General features: G+C 42.7%; 15 protein-coding genes. 1 reads left to right on the forward strand and 14 read right to left on the reverse strand.

All coding sequences use genetic code 11. The annotated features are described in order from the left end of the window. Positions 1–34: 34 nt before the first annotated feature. The 11 genes from H8S90_RS02375 to rhaT form a co-directional block, all read right to left on the reverse strand. Positions 35–2,227, reverse strand: a complete 2,193-nt coding sequence (locus tag H8S90_RS02375) for a hypothetical protein (protein ID WP_255501776.1) — start codon at positions 2,225–2,227, stop codon at positions 35–37. Positions 2,228–2,262: 35 nt separating this feature from the next. After that, positions 2,263–3,681 carry a glycoside hydrolase family 28 protein gene (locus H8S90_RS02380; protein WP_187341020.1) on the reverse strand — a complete coding sequence of 473 codons (1,419 nt, stop codon included), beginning with the start codon at positions 3,679–3,681 and terminating at the stop codon, positions 2,263–2,265. Positions 3,682–3,691: 10 nt separating this feature from the next. Continuing rightward, on the reverse strand, positions 3,692–5,131 hold the full coding sequence (locus H8S90_RS02385) for a glycoside hydrolase family 28 protein (RefSeq protein WP_255501777.1): 1,440 nt from the start codon (positions 5,129–5,131) through the stop codon (positions 3,692–3,694). A gap of 34 nt (positions 5,132–5,165) precedes the next feature. Then, the gene (locus H8S90_RS02390; RefSeq protein ID WP_255501778.1) at positions 5,166–6,245 is read right to left on the reverse strand and encodes a glycoside hydrolase family protein; all 1,080 of its coding nucleotides are present in this window, start codon (positions 6,243–6,245) and stop codon (positions 5,166–5,168) included. A gap of 3 nt (positions 6,246–6,248) precedes the next feature. Beyond that, positions 6,249–7,499, reverse strand: coding sequence for an oligogalacturonate lyase family protein (locus H8S90_RS02395; RefSeq protein WP_187341021.1), 1,251 nt, complete (start codon positions 7,497–7,499; stop codon positions 6,249–6,251). A gap of 40 nt (positions 7,500–7,539) precedes the next feature. Continuing rightward, positions 7,540–9,045 (reverse strand): RagB/SusD family nutrient uptake outer membrane protein, encoded by a 1,506-nt coding sequence (locus H8S90_RS02400; RefSeq protein WP_187341022.1) that lies wholly within the window; start codon positions 9,043–9,045, stop codon positions 7,540–7,542. Between the two features lie 10 nt (positions 9,046–9,055). Continuing rightward, complete coding sequence (locus H8S90_RS02405; protein ID WP_187341023.1) at positions 9,056–12,295, reverse strand: TonB-dependent receptor; 3,240 nt, start codon at positions 12,293–12,295, stop codon at positions 9,056–9,058. 439 nt (positions 12,296–12,734) lie between these two features. Next, positions 12,735–14,120, reverse strand: a complete 1,386-nt coding sequence (locus H8S90_RS02410) for an FGGY-family carbohydrate kinase (RefSeq protein WP_187341024.1) — start codon at positions 14,118–14,120, stop codon at positions 12,735–12,737. A 41-nt stretch (positions 14,121–14,161) separates the two neighbouring features. After that, a complete protein-coding gene (locus H8S90_RS02415; protein WP_187341025.1) occupies positions 14,162–15,436 on the reverse strand; it encodes a sugar isomerase in 1,275 nt (424 codons plus the stop codon). A gap of 74 nt (positions 15,437–15,510) precedes the next feature. Further along, complete coding sequence (locus H8S90_RS02420; RefSeq protein ID WP_187341026.1) at positions 15,511–17,637, reverse strand: bifunctional aldolase/short-chain dehydrogenase; 2,127 nt, start codon at positions 17,635–17,637, stop codon at positions 15,511–15,513. Between the two features lie 40 nt (positions 17,638–17,677). Further along, positions 17,678–18,754 (reverse strand): L-rhamnose/proton symporter RhaT, encoded by a 1,077-nt coding sequence (rhaT, locus tag H8S90_RS02425; protein WP_187341027.1) that lies wholly within the window; start codon positions 18,752–18,754, stop codon positions 17,678–17,680. A 451-nt stretch (positions 18,755–19,205) separates the two neighbouring features. Here rhaT and H8S90_RS02430 point away from each other — a divergent pair, with 451 nt between their 5' ends. Continuing rightward, on the forward strand, positions 19,206–19,646 hold the full coding sequence (locus H8S90_RS02430; protein WP_187341028.1) for a GNAT family N-acetyltransferase: 441 nt from the start codon (positions 19,206–19,208) through the stop codon (positions 19,644–19,646). A 74-nt stretch (positions 19,647–19,720) separates the two neighbouring features. Here H8S90_RS02430 and H8S90_RS02435 read toward each other — a convergent pair whose 3' ends face one another. The 3 genes from H8S90_RS02435 to H8S90_RS02445 all read right to left on the reverse strand — a co-directional run bounded on the left by H8S90_RS02435 (position 19,721) and on the right by H8S90_RS02445 (position 25,746). Beyond that, positions 19,721–21,766: a pitrilysin family protein gene (locus H8S90_RS02435; RefSeq protein ID WP_187341029.1), complete on the reverse strand. Its 2,046-nt coding sequence runs from the start codon at positions 21,764–21,766 to the stop codon at positions 19,721–19,723. 11 nt (positions 21,767–21,777) lie between these two features. Next, the gene (locus tag H8S90_RS02440; protein WP_187341030.1) at positions 21,778–23,130 is read right to left on the reverse strand and encodes a pitrilysin family protein; all 1,353 of its coding nucleotides are present in this window, start codon (positions 23,128–23,130) and stop codon (positions 21,778–21,780) included. A 159-nt stretch (positions 23,131–23,289) separates the two neighbouring features. Continuing rightward, positions 23,290–25,746 (reverse strand): TonB-dependent receptor domain-containing protein, encoded by a 2,457-nt coding sequence (locus H8S90_RS02445; protein ID WP_187341031.1) that lies wholly within the window; start codon positions 25,744–25,746, stop codon positions 23,290–23,292. Positions 25,747–26,456 lie beyond the last annotated feature (710 nt).

Consider the following 26,456-nt stretch of genomic DNA (forward strand, 5'->3'; position numbering starts at 1 on the left):
TTTTTGAGGCCATATAATTATTTTCATCCATGAGTTAAGGCATTTTCTTAAAGCCTTCTGCTTTCACTTTCCAGGAGCCATCTTTAGGAAACCCCGGTAGCTCGCCATTGCTGGCGTCCCAACCACCGGCCATCATAGCGACAGTTGTCAACACGCCACCGTTACCCGGAAGGTAGATGCGCAAGCGTTCATCTTGATAATTATGGCCATTTTTGAGATAAGTATTGGTTTGAATATCCATAAACAGCGCATCCAATGCTTTTTCCGGTAATCCTAACCGGGCAGCGTTCATGGCGGTCATCGGGAAGTCCCAGCCCCATGTTTTTTCCCAAAACCAAGTTTGCCAGACCGTATCCAAGGTGTTTTTCATCACATCTTTGTCTAGTTTCGGTGATTCGGGCACCATGCCCAAAGCTCCTAACACTGCTGGGTGATCGGTTCGCCAACGATCGTTGGTATAGGAATCAGTGGCTCGCTCAGTAGCGAGATAAACACCGTCTTGTTCCGGTAAAGGCGCTAATTTATTAATGACTTCATCCCACTTTTCGTCCCGCGGCAGTCCCGCACGCACACGCCATTCCTGTGCGATACGTAAAGCCCAATCCCAGTAGGCTACTTCATAGGTCGGGTTGACTGTTTCGGCAGCGGGGAAAACCTCCTGTGCAGGAATAACGCCCTTACCTAAATTATAGCGGTCATGTTGTTGGTCATAGCTGGGGTAAGATGCCATAAATTTGGCCGTTGCAAAGACGAGGTCTTTATATTTATCGATTATCGCCGGATCTTCTTGATCGCGATAGGCAAGCTCAGCCAGGTAAATAAAATGCGGTTGCTGCCAGATTAGGAAAGCAGCGACAGAGGAAGGACTTTCGTTACCATCGTTGTCTGACATTTTCTGCCACCGCACCCCCTCATAACCTTGGCGCTGTGCAATCGCCCTTGCCTTTTCTATGGTATTGGCATAATAAGCTAAACTTTTTTCCATGAGATCAGGTCTTCCCCAGAGCGCAAAGTGGACCGCATGCCACCAATGCATCTCCGTGTGCGGTTTCCCATACCAACTGTTAAAGGTTAAACCGGTTTCCTGTGGCGGGTAATTACCTGCGCACTGCGCCTTAGTTAAATATTGGGATAGCACGACACGACGTTCCAGCTCTGTGGCCCGTGAATCGGTACTGCCCTCGAAATCAATGGCCGCTCCGCGCGACCAGAAGCTATCCCACTCCTTTTCACTACTTGCAAACGTAGCCTTATAGTCATCCGGTTTTTTATTAACCTGCTCTGGAGTAAACCGACAGGAAAATTCAAGCTCCTCGCTGCCGGTATCCGGAGTTAACACAAAATAATGTGCCGTATCGCTATTCGTCATTGTGCCCTTGCTATAGACCATTGTGGTAAAATACGTTGCGCCTTGCAATTGATGACGAATCACGGCCTCTGTATCCTCGGACACAAGCAATTCCGTTTGATGTTCATCTTCATTTGCATAATTCGTCCCTTCATCTAAAAATTCAGCTGTTGGATAAGGGTAACGCAAATAGATTTTTAGTCGACCTGATTTGATTAAAGGTGAATTTACTTTCACCGCAACCTGATCATTTTGCTGATGTGCAGCTGTTTGTACTTCTACCTTTACCCCTTCCAACCGGAAAGTGCTTTTAATCTCACCGGTCCATAAGTCGAGCTCCTGATAAATACCGGTTATATCTTGTACTTCGGCTCGGCTACCATCTTTTTTATGGAGTTCAAAGCCCACATTGCCCAGTTGTAAGCGATGCGCATTTTTGCGAAAATAATCAGTTGCCTCTCTGTTTCGCTCAGGTTCTTTCCACTGGATGCTGTATTTTGCCTCACGACCCTCATCATTAAAATCGTAAGCTTTTAAAGTTTCTTCAAAACGAAAGTTGTCCGTATTTTTGAAACGGTCCCAGGCCCATTCACTCTGCGTGCCCAAAGACACGCCTGTATCATAGTGCAAAGGAAAGCTTTGCAAACCGGTTACGTCGACGGTAAAAGCAAAGGCACCGTTCCCTAAGGTTAGTGAGCTAAGCGCGTCCATTTCCGTGTTCACGACATTGTGTCTGGATACTACTTTTTTTCTATCAATGGTAGACCCTTCGGGATCACCGCATGAAGCTAATAACAGCATTATTACTATACAAAACCCATTTAAACCGCCCGAACGCCGCGCATTTTTATTGAAAGGAATATACATTTTGGTTATCATTTTGCTCGTTTTTTCTTTATCGCTTGCTGGCCTTACTAATTTTTACCTACAGGTGCATCCATTAACACTCCATTTATACGCACCTTTTCAAAAACAAGATTTTTAACATAGTCGACCTCGAAAGGTTCTTTTATACCCTCCATTTTACAATTGACCATCCGCAGGTTACTTACCGGTGATTCTGGATAGGCCGCTACCATTAAGGCATGTTTTCCTCCTTTTTCTACCACCATATTTTCTACCCAAACGTTACGGATAGTTGGTATATGATTGCCTGGCTTTTCATAGAACATATTGCATTTTACCGCCGCTTCTTTAAAGGTACCCACCTCTATATCTTTCATAAATATATTTTCAATCACTCCACCCCGACTTGAGCTCGTTTTGATACGCAGTACCCGATCTAAATTAGGGCTATCCATGGTACAATTAATGGCGAAGATATTCTTTGCACCACCTGCAATTTCACTTCCGATCACGACTCCACCGTGACCATCCTTCATGATGCAGTTCTCGATGATGTGGTTTTCTGCCGGTCTGGCGATATTTCTGCCATCCTCATCCCTACCGGATTTGATAGCAATGCAATCGTCGCCCGTATCAAAATAGCAATTGCTGATCAATACATTCTGAGAAGCTTCCGGATCGCAGCCGTCATTATTCGGCCCATGTGTAATAATCTTCACCTGATCTACGGTTACATTTTCACATAATACAGGATTGATATTCCACATAGGTGAATTGATCATCTTCACATCAGCGATGAGGACATTTTTGCAGTTATAGGGCTGAATGAAGTTTGGACGTAGATAATGCCCATCGCCGAAAACACGCTTTTTAGGATCTACTTCTTCATGCATCATTTCATGTAAAGCATTACGGGCAGGCGTTTGCTTCCCCATACCCTCTTCCCATCCAAACTTTTTTGCGCCACACCACCACCACCAATAGTCATTGTTGGCATTACCATCTAGCGTTCCGTTACCGGTAATGGCAATATTCTCTTCCCCATAAGCATAAATGAATGACGAATAATTCATACATTCCATCCCTTCCCAACGCGTGAACACGATGGGGTAGTCGCTACTATCTCTACTGAATAAAATGGTGGTACTATCTAGGAGGTGTAGGTTAACATTACTTTTTAAATAAATCGCGCCTGTTAGAAATGTACCAAAGGGTACCACGACTCTTCCACCACCACTTGCATGGCAGGCTTCTATTGCTTTTTTAAAGGCTGCTGTATTTTTGGTTTTGCCATCTCCAATAGCTCCGTAATCGGTTATCAGGAAATCCTTTTCGGAAAAGGTCGGAGGAACGATCTGCTCACGTATTTTAGCCATTTCCAACATCGGCTCGCTACTTGAACGCCATACTTTTTCCTGCCCCGCGGCAGACATCGATAACATAACAAAAAAACAAAAGCTAAAAAAAATGATACGGTTTATATACATGGTTTTATCGTTATAATTTGATGTTTGCTGTGTTTGTTTGCTGGACGGATTCATTTTCTGGGGTTTGAATATGTACATTTTCTATCTGCCAGTTACGGGCATGTTTGATGCTTCCCGCATCTTTAGCATTTATACTTACATCTACTAAATGGAATTTTTCCAATGGGCGCTCTTCCAGACCATCTACAAAGAGGGCCTTTTTGGCATATTTGACCTGAATACCCGCTATATGAATATGTTGGAATGTTGGAATACCCTTACGTTCCGGAACCACAGGTTCTAGCATTTTTTTCCAATGCTGGGGTATGGTATTACTATCGTAACCATCGGGCAGCTCCGAATAGCTATAAGAAGGATTCCAGTTAGGTGTTACTTCAAAAGCAACATCAACACTATCCATTTGAATATTTTCCAGATAGATATCCTCGACTACGCCTCCCCGATTACGTGCAGATTTAAAGCGCATACCCACCTTCGTACCCTGCGCTTTTAAGTTTCTGGCGATGATATGTCGCATCCCTCCAGAAGTTTCGCTTCCAAAAGTAATCAAGCCACCGCCCCTGCGCGAGATACAATCGGTAATCAACACATACTCAGTAGGCCGATTAACACGTAGCCCATCCCAGTCGCGTCCCGACTTGATGCAGAAATTATCATCGTTACAATCGATATCGGCATTTTTTACCAAAATCCAGGAAGACGAATCGATATCAATACCATCGGTACTGGGCCCTATACCCTTTGTGTTATTACGAATAACAACGCCATCTACTGTTATATACGATGAATACAAGAGATGTACTGTCCAAAAGCCCGCCTCCTGGAATGTCAGCTCCTTAATCACGATATCCTCACAGTTATCTACAAGTAAGGTACGTGGCCTTTGTGCATCGTAATCCACGATCCAACGCAAACCTTTCGGTTCGTATTCCTTTCGTAGCGACCAATAGGCATCCCAGAACGGTTTTCCCTGACCGTTAATGATGCCTTTTCCTGTTATACTGGCTTTTTTTTGTCCGATAATATTTACTAGGGCGGCAGGCCATTTCATTTCAATCCCCGCCACGCGGGTATCTATGATGGGATAGTCTTTCAGTTCCTGGCTCCCCAAGATTTCCACCCCCTCATCGAGCTGCAAACACACACCGCTTTTTAAGAAAATAGCTCCCGTAAGGTATTTTCCCGGTTTTAGAACCACAGTTCCTCCACCTGCTTCTGCACAGGCGTCAATAGCTTGCTGTAAGCTATTTGTATTTAACGTGATACCGTCGCCGAGCGCGCCGTAATTATTTGCGACGAATTGTTGCTGAGCGATATTAAAATCACGCGAACCAACTTTGGAAACCCAAACCGGATCATCCGCTAGTACCGAAAGGGCAGGTAAAAGCAAAAAGATTAAGCATACATATGGTTTATAGTGGCAAAAAATGCTGTGCATAAGCTGTGTCATATTTCTTCGTTTTATAAACTTACCATGAGCGCATTTAGCTACACTTAAAAATAAAGGCGCTTGAGGTACCAAACTTTCCTCCTTGCGATGTTCCGAACAACCAGGCCGGTTTATCATTTTCAAGCAGTAACATCGGTCTTTCCAACCTGCCATATCGTTTTAGATGAGAAGGAGCCGGAGGTTCTTTCACATAACGACTTAAAGCATGATAAGCTATTTGTGGTTCCGTCCATTGGATGCCGTCTTTTGATTCCATAATTAATCCTACTTCATGATTATACACGCCCATATCCCGGGCAATCATTTTATATTTACCATCCTCCCGCCAAACGAAGGCGTCTTCAAACTGTCGGTTATCACCCTTAGCAGAAAAATCGATAACGGGATTATTTGCGTATTTTTCATACGGTCCTCCTGGATGATCGGCGAAGGCCAGGCCATATTTTCTATTCCCGCGGATATCTCCCGAGGCCGACTCATATTCTTTTGTATTCCAAGACTTATAGAAGAGCATACTTTTTCCTTCTGGGCTGGATACCCATGCGGGATTTGTGGTACAATGGTCGTCCCAGGCTCCGGCTGATCCCGGCAACAATAACGGTGCATCACCGCGGCTCCATGGACCATCAAGCGAATCTGCCGTTGCCAGTCCTATACGTTTGGTATCCGTTTTGCCATTCGCATTCCCCATGTAAAATAGGTAGTATTTACCGTTGACAACCTTAACAAGTGGGTTATGACAAGTAGTCGCATCCCAGTAACCTTCGCCCCGCGGCGCCAGTACAGTTTCCCGCAATTCAAAAGGCTGGTCAGGCGCTTCCGCAACTGCATGGGCAATTTCCGATCCGCTGATCCAACCGCTCATTCCCAATTCAGCCTTCCATCTCGAAAAAAACACATGTGTTTTCCCATCGGGACCAATAATTGGACTGTTGCACCATACGTAGTAGCCGGCTATCTCCAATGCCCGACCAATGGGTTCAAGCTTTTTACTGAAAGAAGACGCTTGTAATGCAGGATGGCCGGCAGCGCTTAAGAAATCGCTGCCAATGGCCAAACCTGCGGCGGTAACTGCCAATCGTTGGATGAACCCCTTTCTATTGAGTGACATCATACACTATATTTCTACGGCATAAATTCCTTCAAAACCCTCAAAATTTGCCCGGAAAATGATCCATTTCCCATCGGGCGAGTAATGCACATTGGGTTCGAGTTTATAATTGTGATTTTTCATATTCACTAATTTTTGCGATTGAATATTTTGTCGATCCTCTGGGATGAATTCATAAATATACTGTCCATCAGGGGCTTTGGCTACAGCGCCGGGATCACCTCCATCACCGGCAAATTTACTTTGGTCGGGGGATGTAGTATAATGTACCGACCATTCGTTCTGTGTAAGTTGATATTTGACCTCCTCTCCTGTCTGTAGATTTGTACCACTTATATAGAAGGTTTCGCCTCGGGGTAATTGCAAATCGTACCATATGTATTGACCATCACTGCTGAACCATTCATGTCCGGCTATTTCCATAGCCATCATTCGCTTATGGATCAATGTGGGTTGCGCACGTTTCGAGACATCTATTGTCCAGATGCGGTCTACCTTATGCCAAGGGCCTTCGTGACAGAACATAAGCAGATGAGGATCTGTAGGTGAAAACTGCACATGGTTGAGCCAAGCACTATCGGTAAAAACCTTTTGCAATTCACCATTGGCGATATTGATCGTAAATAAGGTGCGCGGCAGTTTAGCCTCATATATACGATTGAAAAACTGGCTTTTCTCGGGATATTTTCTGGATATCTCCTTTTCAGCATCCGTAGCATAGGCTCCGCCCAATAAGGTACCATTGGCATTTACAGTCGTAATGGAAGCTTTAAAATCTTCAGGAAAAACAAAAACCAATTGTTCCTTTCTTGTGTTTACGTCAATGGAAAAAACGCTGTCGTTGCTTTGGTAGTAAACCTTTCCCGTATTATTGTGTACAATTTCACCCGCTACAGGCCCATTACGGCGGCTCAATTGTTGCACCTCAAGCGTTTTTAAATCAACCATATAAAGTTGCTTATTTTTCACATTAAGATTGTAGATCTCCTGTGCCCGTTTATCTAGTTCGCCGGGGTAGTTTTCTTTTTGATATTCATCGCTTCCATAGAACACCATTTTATTTCCGACAAATGGATTGTTATGAAAGTAAAAGCTCAGGTTTATCCCGGGCCTTCGGACGAGTTTCACGATACGGTGCTGCGTCACATCGTCTATCCACTCGTTAGGCATTTCCCTGCCTCCTGTTTCCAATATAGGCTGTGCAGCCAGTTCCCCAGCAAAAATCAGCAGTAATATTAATACGGTTAAGCATCGCATATCTCGTTATTTAAATAGTCTGCACCTTGTAAACGCTGCGCTAGTAACCAGGGTTCTGTGTATAAATACCCGGTTTGGCATCCAATTCGGCCTGCGGGATGGGGTACAAGGTATAGTTCAGCTGAAAAGGGTTTATCCTGGAAAGTTCATCTTCCCTTTCTATCCAACTCGTCATGACCGGTTCCACCAAACCAGTTCTGATCAGATCATGCCATCTGGAGCCTTCTGCGGCAAACTCCTTTCTCCTTTCTTCCATTAGCTGCGCTAAGTTCACGCCACTCACTGTGCCCAAGCCTGCTCGACTACGGACCTGATTGACCACATCATCTACCTGTTGTTGTGATCCTGAAGCGCCATTCAGGATGCATTCGGCACGTAACAAAAGTACATCGGTGTATCGAAGTACAATAAAATTAATAGGCCAATCCACTCTGTTGTTTGGTACTCTTGAAAGATCGATATATTTCTTAAAGAAAGATCGAGGTTCGAATACACCATTAAAAGTGTAGCCTGTCTGTATGGAGAAAGTTCTCCGCACGTCCCCTTCTTCATAGGAATCCAACAAATTGTTCGATACCGGTCTGATTGTTAATCCACCTTGGTTAGGATGACCATTAGCGTTGAACCAGGTGTCTGGTGCCAGCAACCAGGCAAATGTTCCGCCCACTACCGGATTTTGATTCACTTCATACTGTACATCGAATATGACCTCCATATTGTTCTCATTATCATAAGAAAAAATAGATGCGTAGGCATTATTTCCTTCCAGCAGTTGATAAGCGCCACTATTGATCACTTCATCCAATAGATCCGCAGCTTGCTGCCACTCATTCAGCCCCAGGCCGGGCCCATTTATCCCATAATCCGGTCCCGATCGTGTCATGTGTACGAGTGCCAGTAAGGTCTGTGCCGCAGCATTGGTAGCACGGCCCCGGTCTACGCCGGCATAGTTAGCTTTTGCCGGTAAAAATGCTGCAGCTGCTTGTAGATCTGCTATGATGAAGTTGTAAATCTCTGCGACGTCACTTTGCGGGATCTCGGCTGCTTCGGATGCCGAAATCACCCGATCAACGATCGGAACCCTGCCATACCATCTAACCAAATCAAAGTAGAACAATGCCCGTAGGAAGCGCGCTTCACCTTCCAAACGTTGGCGTAGTTCAGCATCGGTTACAATCTCTCCGTTGATTTCCAACTGTTGAAGCAATACATTTGCTCGGTTAATACCGTTATAGTTGGTAAGCCATGCTTCTGCCACATAAGGGTTGCCCATTAGTGTACGATGAAAGCCGTTGATACCCTCCCAATCGCGTACACCACCATCTGATGCGGCATAAAGGTTGTCGGATCGGGTTTCAGACAAATTCAGCTGCCGATCAGGATAAGTTCTTAACGCAGCGTAGATCGCATTGGCTCCCTGAATAAAATCGTTTGGAATCGCATAAAATGTTTCTATTGTTGGGTCGGAGATCGGGTTTTGATCCAGTTCTTTTTCACAGCTGCAAAATAACCCCAGCAAACTTATGATAATAATAACTCTCTTCATGTCCGTTAGATTAAAAGGTAACATTTAAACCAAAAATTAATGATTTGGGTATAGGCAGACCACCATAGTCGCCCGCTTCAGGAAAATCCGAACTGCCACTCAAATTGGTGTTAGTTGCTTCCGGATTGAATCCCCCATCGTATCTATCAAAGCCAAAAAAGTTTTCTGCAGTAACGAAAATGCGTGCTCCGCTGAAAATATTTTTGCTCACGATACGTCCCAGATCATACCCGAGGGTGATATTTCTAACCCGTAAGTAATCAGACGGGTAGAGCCAGTCGGTATTTTTTATACGTCCAAAAGTGGAAGTCGTTTTTCCGACCTCTCCATTGCCAGGATCTTCTTCCGAACGCCACCGGTCACGCCAACTACCGATTACATTATCTACGAATCCAGTCCCTGTACGATTTACTGCCCTACCGAATAAGGAATAAATATGGCCACCCCATTGACCTTGCAACAGCACGCTGAGATCAAAACCTTTATAACGGAAAGTATTGGTTATCCCCCAAATAAATTTTGGGTTGGGTTGCCCCATGATCATCCGGTCGTTCTCATCAATTACGCCATCGCCATTCGCATCGAAATACCTGGGGTCTCCTGCGCTTTGGTTGCCGAAAAGTGGCACACCATTGTCTATATCCTGCTGACTTAAAATACCATCTTGGCGAACCACATAAATGCTGTACATGGGGTCGCCCACTCTTAATATACTGTGTGATATATCAAATTCCGAAGGAATTAAAATCTGTGACTGTCCGCTGGCCAAAGAAAGCAGCTTATTATTATTATGGCTAAAATTGAAGGAGGTTGACCATTGGAAATCATTTCCGACAACATTCTGGCTATTGACCTCAAACTCCCAACCACGGTTGCGAACACTACCTGCATTATCCAGAGACGACACAAAACCCGTTATTTGGGAAATAGGCACATTTAGGAGCAAGGCCGTACTTTTTCGATCGTAATAATCTACTGCCGCCGTTATTCTACCATTTAGAAAACCGACGTCTAAGCCGACATCAATTGTGTTAGACTTTTCCCAGGTCAAATTAGGATTAAATATACCGCTGGGTGCTAATCCCGTTACCAGCTCGCCTCCTAAAGCATAAGCATAATTCCCCAGTAGCGATAAGCTGCTGTAATCGCCTATATTATAATTACCGGATGTACCCCAGCTAGCTCTCAGTTTCAGATCGTTCACTGTCTCTTTGATACCGGCCATGAATGCCTCTTCAGAAATACGCCATCCTCCGGAGACTGAAGGGAACCATCCCCATTTGGTATTTGCCCCAAAACGTGAGGATCCGTCACGTCTTGCTGAGGCACTTAAGAGATATTTGTCCTTAAACGCATATTGTAAGCGGGCAAAATAAGAAAGTAACACATTTTTTGTTTCTGTTGTATTACCATTCACACCGATAGCGTAGTTCAATGTAGTGATCGTACTGCTTCCGTAGCCGTTTTGTGAAGACATGGTGGCATTATCGAGCTTATCGGAATTATAGGAAAAACCTAACAACGCAGAGAGGTTATGATTTTCAGCCAGCGTCTTATTGTAACTTAAGGTATTTTCGTTTACAAAGGTTTGACGTCTGAAAGTACTATAAGTACCAGAAGTTCTACGCGTTAAATCCGACTCTCTATTGGGTAAGCTCCCTGTGATCGTGAATGGTATGTAACGTTTGAAAGTATTATCTACATGATCCAGGTTGAGTGTGGTTTTAAAAGTTAAGCCGTCGACGATCTCATACTGTCCAAATAACGACCCAACTGTTCTGAAGCGTTTGGTTGCTGCTTCCGTTTGTTCCAGTTTACCCAACGGACTGTTAGGTGAAGTGCTCCATTGATACTGTCCGATATCGCCCACGTTCGGGTAAAGCCCCGCACCGGCTTCCTGTACCGGGCTCATAGATACGAGCTGGTGGAGGATATTGTCTTTTCCTTCCACTCCCGGGTCTTCATTAATAGAATAGGTGGGCGTTAAGTTAATACCAAAGGTTAGGCGTTCATTGGCTTTTACTTCCACATTTGCTCTAGCCGCGTAGGAGGTAAAACTTTGTTCCTTTACCATACCTTCCTGACCGTTGTAGTTACCGGACACGTAGTATTTTACGGCATCCGTTCCACCACTTGCCGATAATTGATAGTTTTGCGTTAGCCCCCTTCTGAAGGTAGCATCCTGCCAGTCGATGAGATTTAAGCCAGGATACCCGGGTTGCATCCAGCGATCGTCGTACATAAAACGCGTATCCACCTGATCGTCAGCAAGTCCTAACAGCTGTCTTCTTTCGGCAGTCGACTGACTTGCCGTCCGTCCCGACCCCGATTGCACCCATTGATCGTTAATCATTTCGACTGCACGATCGATCCACTCTTCGCCACTTAATACATCGAGTTTGCGGCTACGTTCGTTAAAGCCGGCATAGGTATTCAGGTTAATGATCGGTTTACCCGATTTACCCTTTTTAGTCGTAATGATTACTACGCCGTTGGCAGCCCTCGATCCATAAATAGCTGCAGCAGAAGCGTCTTTCAACACCTGAATAGATTCTATATCATTTGGGTTGATATTATCCAAAGGTGTGCCGGTAGGGTATCCTCCACTGGCATTAGGGCTCGCACCCGATAGCGGGAAACCATCCACTACGTATAATGGTTCGTTACCAGCTGAAATAGACCCTACTCCCCGTACCTGAACACTCATTCCCTGACCGGGGTTACCCGTGGTCTGCTGTACCCTAACTCCCGCCATCTGACCCACCAGAGCTTGGTCTACACGTGGCAGGGGACGTTCCGTTAACTGTTCGGTATTCATGGTGGTAACGGCACCTGTAATATCTCCTCTTTTTTGCTGGCCATAACCCACCACGACCACTTCTTCGAGATTTTGATTATCTTCTTCGAGCATCACGGATAAGGTAGCGCTATTGACCACAACATCCTGTGTTTTGTAACCTACAAAAGTGAATGTTAGGGTACTTCCTATCTTAGCGTCAATGGTAAAATTTCCATTGGCATCCGTTGAGGCTCCGCCCTGCCCCCCGCTCACCCGCACGGATACGCCCGGCAAGGGCTCATTGCTCCCCGCTCCCGTTACCGTACCGCGTATGGGCTGACTATCCTGTGCGTTTACCTGTGACAAGACAGCTAACATTACCCATAGAAAAAGAGTAAGACGCGCCAGTTGATTGGGATTTTTCTTAAACAGTGCGATTTTAATACTGTTTTGTTGCGATTTTAGATCCATAATGTAACACGGTTTTCTTGGTTGTTAAAATTGTTAATACAGGGTATATAATTGTTTTAAGTATCTGCACCGCTATAGCTGTTGCCCTTTTATGCTTTGGTTAGTATTCAAGCACTCGAACTCAGGTTAATATAAAAGCAATAATAAAAAGTCGACACGCAGCCCGCATCCTGTAGTGTCCTGCACCGATTAAACAAAAGAAAAAAAATCGCTCAAATAAGAACGTAAAAGCATCTTTTTAACCTATGGTTAAAATACGCAATCGTTTGCGGCGCTATTTGGTTTCCAGCACTATTCGATAAAACTAATTGCTGTTACAGGATACTGATGAAAGAGCAGTCATTGATGACCTATCTCAACTATTATAGGTAAATAAGAAAGGCTACCGGTAATAACACGGTAGCCTTCTACATTTATAATTATACTGATAAAATTGATTTCAAAATACTGCCTTAGACAATGGAGCATAGTATTTTAATTCGATGATGTCATTAGGAAAGGGAAGGCTGTTCCAGGAAGCATGAATGGCCATCGCCGTACCTACTGCTGTTGCCTGGGCCATAGAAGCCGCAAATACTTCTGTCTGCGGAAATGCTGCTGCCAATAGATTCATGAAAACCACGTTCTTCCCAAATCCACCATCAACAAACAGTCGTTTTACAGCGGTATTACCGATAGCCAATTCAGTTGCACTTTTTTGTGCTTCTACCAAATCCAGCATAAACTGGTGATAGGCTACCGTTGCTGATTCAAAGATTGAAAGATCTCTGGAGGCGAATTTTGCGAGTTTTCGCTGCGGACTGTCTTTATGGCCAGCATCGGCTTTTTCATGCAATTTTTCTACAATTGCCAAATCGAAGTTGATGGTCTTGAATTTAGCCGTAGAAACATTAAAATGCTCGCCTATCCGTTTTATTTGCTGCTCGTGCTCATATCCTGCAAATAAACGGGAAGCCTTCACCGGTTTGCCTTGGTAATGCATATAAGACAAGCAGTCTGCTTTTAGATCAGCTGCTGTAAGCGGTGTATCATTAAAGGGGTTCAAACTAATACACCAGGTACCGGTGGAAAGCAATACAAAAGGCTTAGAAAAACTCACCAAATAAGGAACCAAAGCGGCTGAACTATCATGGAACCCAGCGCCTACAGCATAATTGTTGCCGGGAAAAGACGCTTCAAAAGTACTGTCTGCCGGTACAATGGGAGCCAGCTTGTCTGCTATTTTTTCCTTTTCTACCCAATCGTGATAGCGATTACGCTTAAAATCCCATAAATTGGTATGGCAGCCAATGCTTGTCATATCCGAGTATACTTTACCCGAAATCAAAAAGCTCATATACTGAGGTAGATGTAAAGCCTTGTACATTTTTTTAAAGATCTCGGGCTTTTCATATTTGATTCGGTACAATTGCATACCTGAATTCAGGCTGTCAAGTACGGGCGATGCTGTTTCGAGCGCAAAAGCATCTTCTCCCCCGTAGGTACGGTAAAATTTTTCTTTGAGGTGTATAGGGTAAGGTTTCAGATAATTATATAAAGGTGTTAAGGGTTTACCGTCTTTATCTATATAAACCAAACTCGCGCCATACGTAGAAAAATTAATGGCTTTAATATCAAATTCCTGTCTACGGAAGACCTCATGCAAAGAATCAAATACAGAAAGACGCAGGCTTGCCAGATTCTCACAAGGGTCGCCGTCTTCATCAACGGTTTCCGTAAAGCGTGCGGATCTTTCAAAAACAATCTGATAGTGTTCATCAAAAAGGAACAGTTTCTTATTTGTTTTACCTACATCAAATATCGCTATAACCGGTATCTTATTCATGACACTAATGCTGACATTTATTTGCTATAATACTACGATGCCTACAGCCCCGTGGCTACTGTTTTAGCGCCTCTTTCCTTAATAAGCACATCACGTACTGCCACCGTGCGGTAAAGTGCTATTGGATTTAATGCGCCATTTGCCTTTAATCTGGCTTCGGCCACCAGTGGTCTTACATCTGTGCGAAAAGCATCCTGTAAAATCTCCTGAGCCTTTGCCACGTCATTTGCTTGTTGTGCCTGTACTAATGCTTCTCTATCTACCAATAATGCCTGTGCATAGGCAATCATGATCGCTTCAACCGATTGCAATAAATCCTCTAATGGATCTTTCACATTGTGCGAAGCATCGATCATCCAGCCTAAATCGGTTGTGTGATCCATCCCCTGTGCATCCATCCCCTCTACAAGCTCATTAAAGATCAAAAATAACTGATAGGGCTTTATACTCCCTGCGGTAAGATCATCATCACCATATTTAGAGTCGTTGAAATGAAATCCGCCCAATTTGCCCTCCATTAATAGCAATGAGACAATCTGTTCTATATTGGCATTGGGTAGGTGATGTCCGAGATCGACCAGCGTATATGCTTTTGGTCCCAGTTTACTGGCATAAAGAAACGACTGCCCCCAGTCGCCCACGGTAGTAGAATAAAAATTAGGCTCAAAAGCTTTATATTCTACAAACATTTTCCAATCGGACGGCAAAGCGGTATAAACTTCCTGTAAACTTTCCAGCGTATTTTGAAAGGCCTTTCTAAAATTCAGCTGCCCGGGGAAGCATGACCCATCGGAGAGCCATACGGTCAGCGACTTCGACCCCAACTCTACACCATGTTTAATAACCTCTATATTATGATCAACTGCTTGTTTTCTCGTAGCCCGATCAACATGCTGCATAGATCCAAATTTATAGCTTCTTTCTTGGTTCGCTTGATCCTGAAAGGTATTCGAATTCATGGCATCAAACTTCAACCCATGTTGAGCCGCCAATGAACGGATGGACTGATAATTATCGGGCACGTCCCAAGGTATATGTAAGGAGATCGCTCCACTAGAACGATTTAAAGCATGTAATAGCCCGACATCTTCTATTTTTTCCTCCAAATTTCGAGGCTCTCCTCCCCCTGGAAACCGGCCGAAGCGCGTACCTCCCGAGCCAAGGGCCCAACTAGGTATAGCTATTTGGAAATTTGTCAGTTTTTGCAATACCCCCTCATAATCAACAACATCTTCTCTAAGATAGGCTAATTTTTTTCTATGGTTCACCTCATATTGCTGATTATGTTCTTCTATTTTATATTTTTCGATATTCATAATTTTCGGATTAAAACCACTAATATATTAAATGACTGGCAGATCACAGCAATAAAACATGTTGTTAGATTCGTTTAACGCACAAAAGCCATTGCTACACCACCATCCACATTCAACACATTACCTGTAGATTTATTGAGCAAGCCACCAACAAATACAAAGCAAGCATTAGCGATATCGTCTGGTAGAATAATTTCATTCAGCAAGGTGCGCTTCGCATAAAAAGCCGGGAGCTCTTCCACTTTGATACCATAGGCTTTTGCTCTCCCTTCTGCCCAAGCGCCCTCCCATATTTTACTATCCGAAATTACCGCATCTGGATTCACCACATTTACACGTATTTTATCGGCTCCAAGTTCGGCAGCATTCAGCCTGCTAAGGTGCAGTTGTGCGGCCTTTGCCGATCCATACCCCGCATTGTTTGGTCCGGATACTAATGCATTTTTACTTACAATGTTTAGCACATCTCCTCCTAGCGCCTGTTTTCTCAAAACAGAAACAGCTTGCTGTGTTACTTTAAATTGGCCTTTTACCAAGACATCGTAGAGCAGATCCCAATCCTTATCTGTATGCTCCTCAATAGGCTTAGAAATAGACAGTCCAGCACAGTTCACGATGATATCGACCCCTCCAAAAGCTACATTACCAGCATCGAAAGCCGCGGCGATTGCTCGATCATCGGTCACATCCAAGCTTGTAGTAATATAGGCATCTTTGCCAAAGCGTTTTTTAAATTCTTCATCTGCCTTTATCAATCTACTTTCGTCATTATCATTCACAATAACTACAGCCCCCTCTTCTACAAACTTAACAGCAATTGCTTTCCCTATTCCACCGGCACTACCAGTGATTAACGCTATTTTGCCCGACAGTGCTTTGGGTTTTGGCATGCGTTGCAATTTTGCTTCCTCTAATAACCAGTATTCGATATTAAAGGCCTCCTGTCTGGGTAACGAGGTATACGCAGAAATTGCCTCGGCCCCTTTCATCACGTTGATGGCATTGGTATAAAACTCCGCAGCTACACGTGCCGTTTGTTTATCTTTTGAAAATGAAAACAAGCCGATACCTGGGTATAAGATAATCACCGGATTCTTATCTCTTATAGCCGGGCTGTTAGGGTGTTTACATTGTTCATAATAGTCGGCATACATTTTTCGATATCCATCAAAAGCTGGAGCTAATCTCTCTTTAATCTTTTCTGCATCTGTTAAATCCTCCGCTGGATCCAGTTCGAGTACCAGCGGACTGATTTTGGTACGCAGAAAATGATCCGGGCAACTAGTGCCCATAGGTGCCAAACGATCTAAATCATTTGAGTTAATAAATTCCAGCACACGCTCGTCATCCGTGAAATGGCCAATCATATGTCGCTCTGACGAACAAAACCCTCTTAATATAGGTGCTATTTCTGCTGCTTGTTTCTTCCGCCTATCCGATGGCTCACTAGCTATCTTTTCCCCTCCAAAAACGGCTCTATTCTTACCATAGTGCTGTTCTAGATATTCAGCGCAGGTCTCGATAACTTCCAACGTGTTGATATAACTTTCGTAAGCGGTATCTCCCCATGTAAATAATCCGTGAGACCCTAGCATAATACCTCGAATCCCCGGATTTTCATCCAGACATTGTTTCATCTTAAGCCCCAGGTCAAAACCGGGCCGTTGCCATTCTACCCATCCTATACTCCCTTTAAACAGCTCCTCGGTTATTTTTTTTCCATCTTTTGCTGCAGCAATGGCAATAGCAGCATCGGGATGTAAATGATCTATATGTTTAAAGGGTAGAAAACCATGCAGGGGCGTATCTATCGAAGGCGCTTTGGAAGCGAGATCGTAGATACTGTGATTAAACAGTTCAACCATTTCATCTTCGTACGCTATCCCTCTATATACCTTCTTTAAACTACGCAGCCGATCAACATAAAGTGCTGCCAGTCCACTCCTTTTCAAGGTGCCAAGATCACCCCCAGACCCTTTTACCCACATCACTTCAACTTCCTCTCCGGTTAACGGATCTTTTGCAGAAGCTTTACACGAGGTATTACCCCCACCGTAATTGGTTAATCGCAGATCAGCTCCTAATAGATTTGACCGATAAATCAGCAAAGCCACCTCATCGCCCGCTAAACGAGCTGCTTCTTGGTCGTCCCAAAGATAGCTTACATGCTTAAAATTTTGTTTTTTAACTAAATCAGACATATATCACTCCAAATTATTGACTTAATGTTATTAAATATTGCTAACCCAATTCTTTTGCGAAACCAACGATCAATACCGAAAGGATGATTACCAATATTCCAGCAACGATGGTAGCATATGTTTTCCTGCTAACGCCTTTCCATTCTTTCAGCACCACACCCCAGACGTTAGCCAATAAGATGATAAAGGCCATATGAAGGATCCAGGAACTGGCACCGTTGCCCAAACGACTTTCACCCATGCCATAGAAGAAGAACTGCATATACCAAGTAGTTCCGGCCAGCGCGCATAACAAGTAGTTTTTAAGCAATGGTGCTTTTTTATCTACATAGTTACGGTAGCTTTTATTGCGGAGGTTAAGTACTAAGCACCAAATAAAATTGGTCGTAAGCCCTCCCCATAAGATGACCACATAAGTAACGTTATTCTGAAAGAGAAATTCTCCTTCATTTGGATGAAGGTCTTTCCAAAGATTATTTGCAACGATAGCCATCGGTTTACCTGCCTCTAGCCCAAAGTTAAAACAGGCACTGAGCATCCCAGACACGATTGCAACAGCTAAGCCCAGGGTCAGGTTAAATTCTTTATTTCCACTGGCGTCGCTATGGCCTCCTAAGTCTTTCTCCTTCCTAACGCCTGCCAGTCCACAAAGGTAGATACCAACCACGCAGATCAACAACCCGAGAATGGTTAATAGCCCCCAACTTGTACTAAAGAATAAGGAAATCCCTTCCTTTCCTTCTGCCGGAAAAAACTCATAGTATACCGCTGGGATCATGGAGCCGATCACCATACTTAAACCCAACATGATGCTACTACCTAAGGAAACCCCTAGATACCGTACACCTAAACCGTAGGTAAGTCCTCCGATACCCCACAGTACGCCGTAGAGATATGTGTAGCCAAAGGTAGACGCTGACGATTGTTTGATTATATCCGTAAAATTAGGGATAGTTAGCCAAGCAGCTACAGGTGGAACAATTAGCCAGGAAAAGATTCCACCCACAATCCATAGACTTTCCCATGCCCAATTATGCACCTTTTTGTAAGGAATATAAAAGCTACTGGAAGCAAAGCCTCCTATAAAATGAAAAATTACGCCTAATAATGCCTGCATACTACTATTTGGTCTACGTTGGTAAAATACCCTTCATGAAAACCTATTTCCTCAATATGGCTTGAAGCAGCCATTAAAGGAAGTTTATTCACAAATTCAATGGCCGCAAGTTAAATGATCTTCACATCGCAACTGTCATGCCCTGTTATGGCAAAAAGCTTCTGTATGAGAACGAGTGTGATAGAAAAGAGATTTTTTTCTCCCCTTGGAGATAAAAACTACATTAAAGTTTCATTAATTACACTTTTATTATAAGAATTGGCATTTTTTTATAGTAGGTTTGTAGTATGAATAACAAAAGGATCCGGTATTTGCATCAAGTTGGCATGCCGAGGATTTTTGGACCAATTGCTGTATACCTGAACAACAGAGAAAACATATGAACGGGGAATGCGAATAATGTATTTACACTCCTCTAGTAGAAAGTAAAATAAAAACAAATGATATTCTTATGAAAATAAGACAGGCCACTATAGACGACTTAGCTTCTCTATCCGCTGTATTTGCTGATTACAGGAATTCATCCGGTCAGGATTACGATCTAGATGATGGAAAAGCGTTCCTGGAGCAACGGCTAACAAAAAAAGACAGTGTCATTTTTATCGCTATAATCGATGGAGAGATTGTTGGTTTCACCCTACTTTTCCCGTTTTTCACCCCTGCCGGCATTCGGGAAATGTGGTTATTAAACGACATTTATATTGCAGATGAGTACAGGCATCAGGGAGTTGCCCAATCTTTGCTTAGCGAAGCCATTTTCTTCAGTAAAAAAACGAAAAAATGTAAGGTTTACTTAGCTACCAAGATTGATAATGTTAATTCACAAACGCTGTTTGAAAAATTTGGTTTTAAGAAAACCGATTATATCAACTATGAATTTATAACAGGCTAGTCTGTTTTGAGTTAATAAAAAAAGGTTTTTGGAACTGAGTTCCAAAAACCTTTTTTTATTAACTATCATTTTATTTATTTCAACTCTTCTGCTGTTAGTGCAGGGTTGATCAATTGTTCAACGGTTATCAATTTTAGCGGAACAGGAACATTTGGATTTTTTACGGTGCTTATGGAAGGCAGTTTAATCCCATCGTATTCTTTGTACTCGTTTATCTCCGCTTCGCCTTCGGCAGCGCTTTCTGTTTTTAGTTTAAGGCCAGAAGAGACACTATAATAATTCACACGTTTATTACCATCTGGATGGCTAACATTCACTTTATAGGCGTCTTCGTCATTTACCTTTACCATACCATCCAACTCCAGGTTAACATTTCCCGTTTCGTAGTTTAGTTCAGGAAAAATTTCCAGGAGTTGCTTCAGTGCATTAAACATCTCTGCAGGCGCTTCCTGTTCTTGTCCCTGTGCGGTGATCAGTGCTTTATCAGGATGCACTACAATTTTTGACATCACCTGTTCGCCCATTTTCATGGTTTGGACAGCAACAGGTTGTGTCTTATCAATCGCAAGTTCAACAGTGATACTCATTCCCTGTATCTCGGCCTCTTGGATACTTTTCAAGGTTTTAACAGCGGCTAATTTTTCTGTACCACCAATAGCTTCCAAATAATTAGCAATTACCTTTTCTGCGGTAATGCTGGCATCCTGTACTTCAGTTTTTACTTCAGCATCGCCGGTATTCGTGTAATATTTAACTTCACCAAACTGCTGGATCTGGTCGGCAAAAGCATCTGTATTTCCAACGATTACCAGGTAAGCGTTATCCGGTTTGATGTACTTAGGTGCCAATGCATTCAACTGGTCTACCGTAACTCCATCTAGACTTTTAAGATAATTTTTATAGTAATCTGCGGGAAGTTCCTGTAATTCCGTATTGATAGCAAAGCGGGCGATGGTGGCTGGCTGTTCCAAAGACCTTCCGAAATCGCCACTCAGTATTGCCTTCGAAGAAGTCAGTTCTTCTTCAGTAATGCTCCCTTGGTCTAATTTTTTTAACTCCTGAAAGAATTGATAGGCGGCGCTATCGGTAACTTCTGTGCGTACACTGGCATTAGCACTAAAAGAACCTACGATTTTATTAGGGCTGAGTGATGAATATGCACCATAGGTGTAACCCTTATCCTCTCTCAAATTCTGAAATAACCTACCAGCAGAACCTCCCCCTAGAATATTATTCAACACCTGCAGCGGGAGGGCATCTGGGTTATTATGTTTCAGCTCAACGGGATAGGTAACATTCATAACCGATTGCACACTAGACGGTCTATTGACCAATACTACCGTTGTTTTTTCCGGAGCCGAAGGTGCTGGCCATTCTTTCTTCGACACATCACCCTTTTCCCAAGTACTGAAATATTTCTTTACCAGCAATTCTGCTTCTTTCTTTGTGATATCGCCTACAATAGCTAAATATCCTATGTTCGGTTTGAAATAGGCATCATAATATGCCTTAATGTCGTCTACGCTAATATTGGAAACTGTTTTTTCAGTCTCTACTTCTCCGTAAGGATGGTCTTTCCCGTAAAGTACAGCACTTGAAACAATAGAGGATATGGCATTTGGATCATCTTTAGCGCTAGCAATTCCCGAAATAGTCTGCTTCTTTAGCTTATCCAGTTCACTTTGCGGGAAAGAAGGATTCAATAATATATCCGCAAATAATGTTAACAGTTTGTCTTGGTATTTCGTTAGGGATGACGCATTGGCAGAGGCTGAACCAAAAGAAATGCTACCACCTATCATATCGATTTCTTCATCCAATTGATCTTTTGACCTAGTAGCTGTACCTCCCATCATCATTCCACCGACCAAACCGGTTAGGCCTGCTTTATCGCCTTCTAACAAGGGGTCACGATCTAATACCAATGAAAAATTAACTCTGGGCAGTTTATGGTTTTCCACCACAAAAACTTTCAATCCGTTGTCTAGGGTAAACGTTTCTGCATCCCCTATATTAATTTGGGGAGCAGGACCTGCTTCGGGATACTTTGTTCGGTCAACTTGTGCATAAGCGCTACCTATGGAAACGATAAATATGAATATATATCTAATAGTCTTCATCCTTGTATGATTTATTGTTGATTGCCTTCTTTTGATTGTACCGATTTAGGTAGGTAGTGTAATACCACCCTACCGTTTTCATCCAGATATTCTTGTGCTACCCTTTGAATATCTGCTTTGGTTACTTTGTTATATTTTTCTAATTCCCTGTTCACTTCACTTGCATCACCAAAATATACTTTTGCCTCTGCAAGGCTTTGTGCTATTCCGGCAACAGATGCATTTCTACTCACCACTGAATTTTCAACCTGTGCCTTTAATTTTGCAAAGTCTTGATCGGTAATTCCATTCTTTTTCAGCTTTTCGATCTGTTCATCAATGGAAAGTTCCAGCGAATCAACATCAACCCCCATATTGGCTACGCCAAGAAAGAGGAATAAACCACCATCCTCCAAATCCAGGGGCATAGCCATCACCTGTACAGCTTTTTGTTGTTTATCAACCACTTCTTTGGTTAACAAGGAGCTTTTCCCGCCAGCTAGATAGGTCGATAACATATCCAAAGCATAACTATCGGGATTATCCTTACGGGGCATATTATAAGCCTGTACAACCGCTGGCAGCTGTATATTATCATAAACCACATCCCTGATTTCTTTGTTACGTTTAGGTTCAACAACTGATGGTCGTGCAATTTCGTTGGTTCCTTTAGGAATTTCACCAAAATATTTCCTTACCCACTCTTCTGTTTGGTTGTAATCAATATCTCCGGCGATGGTGAGCACCGCATTATCGGGCACATAAAAGGTGTTATAGAAATCCATAAACTCACTTAGTGAAGCTACATTAAGATGATCTAGCGAACCTATTGGGGCCCATTGATAGGGGTGCACATGATAAGCTCTCTTTAGCACTTCAACAAGTATAGATCCATAAGGTTGATTATCCATTCGCTGCCTCTTTTCTTCTTTTACCACCTCGCGCTGGGTCTCTACTCCTACAGAATCTATTTTTGCGTGCAACATACGTTCACTTTCCATGTAAAGTGCAGTTTCCAGGTAATTTGAAGGAACAACTTCGTAGTAGTAGGTTTGATCGTTCGAGGTGAACGCATTTAACGTTCCCCCGATACTCTGAATCTTCTTCATATATTCACCTCTACCAATATTTTCACTTCCTTCAAAAAGCAGGTGTTCAAAAAAATGTGCAAACCCTGTACGTTCGGGGTTTTCATTTTTAGAACCAACATGATAAAATACGGATACCGATGCAATAGGCGTTGTTTTATCCTGATGCATGATCACGGCAAGCCCATTATCTAATGTAAATTCTTTAAACTTAATTTCATTTTGGGCGTATGAGACGTTGTTAAATCCTAACAGACCAACAAAAACAGCCCCGAAGAGTAGATTTGTTTTATTCATAAAGATCAATTGTTGATTGCCGAAAGACAAATATTATTCTGTAATGCAAAATACAAATGTTTGATAACAATTGATCATAGTTGTTACAATTTTATTTGGGAAAATCGCTTGTTTTCCCTACGAGAAAACAAGCGATAATAAATTTTGCGTCAAAATGATTTATTGCATTGGCTGTCCTTGACCACTTTCACCATCCTTCTGGTCATCGTTCTGCACGCCTCTTTCTTTTCTTGGTTTCGCATTGTAATTCATTTTGCCAAATTTCCAACTGAACGTTACCCCGAAGGAACGAAAAGGAACAGCAAAATTCGATGCTTGATTATACGCCGGTGTTTGTACACTTGACCTAAAGTTCTTAACCTCATTGAATGGATCTATCATATTAAACCCAATAGTAGCCTGCTTTTTTAGAATCTCTTTTTTTACACCCAGACTCCACATATTAAACGCTGGGTTATAACCCTGAAAGGTTCTTCTGGGAGCATTTAAAATCAAAAACGTTTCGGCAGTAAAGCCTCCTTTCAAATTAACTGTACCGCTCAAGAATGCCTGATACATCAGGTAGACATTACCTGCTTGCGAAGTTAGATCGTCACTCACGCGCTGTAAGTTAATATCATAGGTATAAAGGTTGAGATTTCCCCGCAAGGTTAAAATTTTTATGGGATTTACAGAGGCAAATAAATTGGTACCAAACGAATTGTTCTGTCCAATATTTTCAAAACTTTGTAACACCACAGGCTGTTCTTCATCACCGATGTTGGTAAAGATCGACTCGATGACATCATTCGTTCGCCGATAATAAAGTGATGCATTCAATATCGTGCTTTTTATCATGGTTGAGTATCCCAGCTCTATATTATGCGACAACTCGGGATCCAAAGCGGGATTACCCTGGCGCTGATTTACCGGGTCGGCTTCATTTCTGAATGGGTTGAGGTAAAACAAACTAGGTCGTTGAATTCGCTGGTTATAACTCAACTTAAGGTTAGACGTCTTGCCAAGTTTTCGGGATACCACAACACTCGGTAACAGGTTATGGTAATCGTTCTTAAAAGCAGGAAAATCACCTATGGCGTCTCCGTCAAGTAGCGTATATTCATAGCGGACACCCGCCTTCATTTCATAGTTTTTGGCAAAAGGAATATTGACAGATGCATAACCAGCGCCCACGTTTTGGACATAACCAAAATTATACGACCGCTGTGCATGACCAATATAAGATCCATCCCGAAGCATCGTATCGACCGTCACGTCAGAAACAATATCACGAAGGATAGCTTTCGCTCCTATTTCCAACACCGCCGTTTTAATGGGATGTGTATAGTCGACCTGAAACGTCAACTCATCATTCACTCCATTGTTATACCCGATCTCATTGGGACGGAAACCCTGCTCCTGATATAGGGTGGTGTAGTCTGTATTGTTATTGTTTTTTGAGTACTGCCCAGCAAAGGTAATCTCTTGGCCCTTTCTGCTGAATTTATGCGTATAATCAGCACTCCAGTCAAAGCCGTGAAAACGCATGTCGTTATCCGAATTGCTAAACACCTGATTGATCCCCCCGTACAAAGAAGTCATATCTCCTGCTACACCCATCTGGAATCTGTTGAAATTGAATGAAGAGGTAATCAGGTTGTTGTCGTCGATGTCATAATCTAGACTAACACTTCCTCTTCCGCCACCGCGCTTTGTAGTACTGGCGCTATGCTGTGAAATAATTGGCGCACCGTTTAGCGCTGTTTGATCAAAGCTTATGTTAGTGGTTACCGGCCAACCCCACATCGCTCCTAGATTGGTAGTAAGCCCTACTTTACCCTTACGCATATTGACATTACCATTAAAGTTGTTCTGCCGAATACCAAATCCTCCCGAAATAGACCCACTTACGCCAACCACGTCACGCTTTTTTGTAACGATATTAATAATACCCGAAGTTCCTTCTGCGTCATATTTTGAAGACGGGCTAGTAATTACTTCAACGTTCTTGATCTGATCAGCAGGAATCATACGCAACGCGTCGGCTACGTTATTCGTCATCGCTCCAGAGGGTTTTCCGTTGATAAAGATCCGTACATTTTGATCGCCTCGCAAAGACACATTACCATCCATATCCACTGATAACAAAGGTACTTTACGTAATACATCAGCGGCATTACCACCGGCAACTGTTACATCCTGTTCTGCATTATAAACTAAACGATCGACCTTATTTTCTACCAAAGGCACCTGACCGGTTATTTCCACCTCCTGTAATTGTGTGGAAGATGGACCAAGAGCTACGTCAGCCAGATCAATGCGCGCATGTTGTGCACTTATTTCTACCGGCTCGATGGTTTTCGCCGTAAAGCCCATGGCACTTACAATAAGCTTATAGCTACCCTCTGGGATTTTTTCCAATTGAAAAACTCCCTGTTCGTCTGCTAAGACACCTGCCACGGCCTGCGCCTGTCCGCTCTTTAAAAGCGTCACCGTAGCAAAATCTAACGGATTGTTTGTCAATGAATCTACTACTCTTCCACTAATATATCCACTACCTGTTTGCTGTGTAAATGCTACACTTAAACTAAATGGCAGTAAAAGGATATACACGATTACCTGTTTGTTTATGCTCATTAATGATCTGTTTTTTGGACATTAGTCTTAAATAGTCAGCAAATGTTACAAGCTTGTAGTACTTTTTTACTATACAACCGGTAACTTATTAGTTACTTTACATCCCCATATATCCATCTATAAAAAGACACTGTACTGCTAAATGTACCGAAACGCGTGCAATTCATTGAAAGTCAATTGCTGTTAAACTTCCGTCTTGTACCAAAATTTGTTCTAAAGTTGTTGAAACAACTGGTGTTTTTTGACATCATTTTTTTTGCTACAGGTCTAAAGCATATTTGGCACGATATATGTAAAAATGATGGTAGGTTTAGGTTGATTTGAAACTTAGGTTTCAGCCCCACTTCCCAAGTGGGGTTTTTTCTTTTTAGCCCTTTTCATTTTCATTTGATGATGTGTTTTACTTTACGCCAGCAAGACCAATCGGGCTATACCTAACTCGTGTCAACCGTCTTACTTAAGCTGCCAAAAAACCGCATATTTTATAAAAAATCCATTATTTTTAACTTATAAATTTCAAATATATTACCTTATCAACTTGCTCAGCAATTCTTGACTAAAAACTTGTTGATATGTGCAAAATTACCACTATCTTTGACACGTTCCGTCCGGCTGAAAAACCATCGTATTCACTAAAATTAAAAACGACACCCTACAAAAAGCCCTAGCAGAAAATCAGGTAACATCAAAGCGACCACATCTATATATTA

It is taken from the genome of Olivibacter sp. SDN3, assembly GCF_014334135.1.
Classification (GTDB): domain Bacteria; phylum Bacteroidota; class Bacteroidia; order Sphingobacteriales; family Sphingobacteriaceae; genus Olivibacter.

Coding starts and splice junctions, on each gene's coding strand:
- rhaT (WP_187341027.1), bottom strand. CDS start 18,754: ATGCAGGCATTATTAGGCGTAATTTTTCATTTTATAGGAGGCTTTGCT.
- H8S90_RS02400 (WP_187341022.1), bottom strand. CDS start 9,045: ATGAAGAGAGTTATTATTATCATAAGTTTGCTGGGGTTATTTTGCAGC.
- H8S90_RS02390 (WP_255501778.1), bottom strand. CDS start 6,245: ATGATGTCACTCAATAGAAAGGGGTTCATCCAACGATTGGCAGTTACC.
- H8S90_RS02440 (WP_187341030.1), bottom strand. CDS start 23,130: ATGAATAAAACAAATCTACTCTTCGGGGCTGTTTTTGTTGGTCTGTTA.
- H8S90_RS02405 (WP_187341023.1), bottom strand. CDS start 12,295: ATGGATCTAAAATCGCAACAAAACAGTATTAAAATCGCACTGTTTAAG.
- H8S90_RS02430 (WP_187341028.1), top strand. CDS start 19,206: ATGAAAATAAGACAGGCCACTATAGACGACTTAGCTTCTCTATCCGCT.
- H8S90_RS02445 (WP_187341031.1), bottom strand. CDS start 25,746: ATGAGCATAAACAAACAGGTAATCGTGTATATCCTTTTACTGCCATTT.
- H8S90_RS02435 (WP_187341029.1), bottom strand. CDS start 21,766: ATGAAGACTATTAGATATATATTCATATTTATCGTTTCCATAGGTAGC.
- H8S90_RS02410 (WP_187341024.1), bottom strand. CDS start 14,120: ATGAATAAGATACCGGTTATAGCGATATTTGATGTAGGTAAAACAAAT.
- H8S90_RS02375 (WP_255501776.1), bottom strand. CDS start 2,227: ATGATAACCAAAATGTATATTCCTTTCAATAAAAATGCGCGGCGTTCG.
- H8S90_RS02380 (WP_187341020.1), bottom strand. CDS start 3,681: ATGTATATAAACCGTATCATTTTTTTTAGCTTTTGTTTTTTTGTTATG.
- H8S90_RS02415 (WP_187341025.1), bottom strand. CDS start 15,436: ATGAATATCGAAAAATATAAAATAGAAGAACATAATCAGCAATATGAG.
- H8S90_RS02395 (WP_187341021.1), bottom strand. CDS start 7,499: ATGCGATGCTTAACCGTATTAATATTACTGCTGATTTTTGCTGGGGAA.
- H8S90_RS02385 (WP_255501777.1), bottom strand. CDS start 5,131: ATGACACAGCTTATGCACAGCATTTTTTGCCACTATAAACCATATGTA.
- H8S90_RS02420 (WP_187341026.1), bottom strand. CDS start 17,637: ATGTCTGATTTAGTTAAAAAACAAAATTTTAAGCATGTAAGCTATCTT.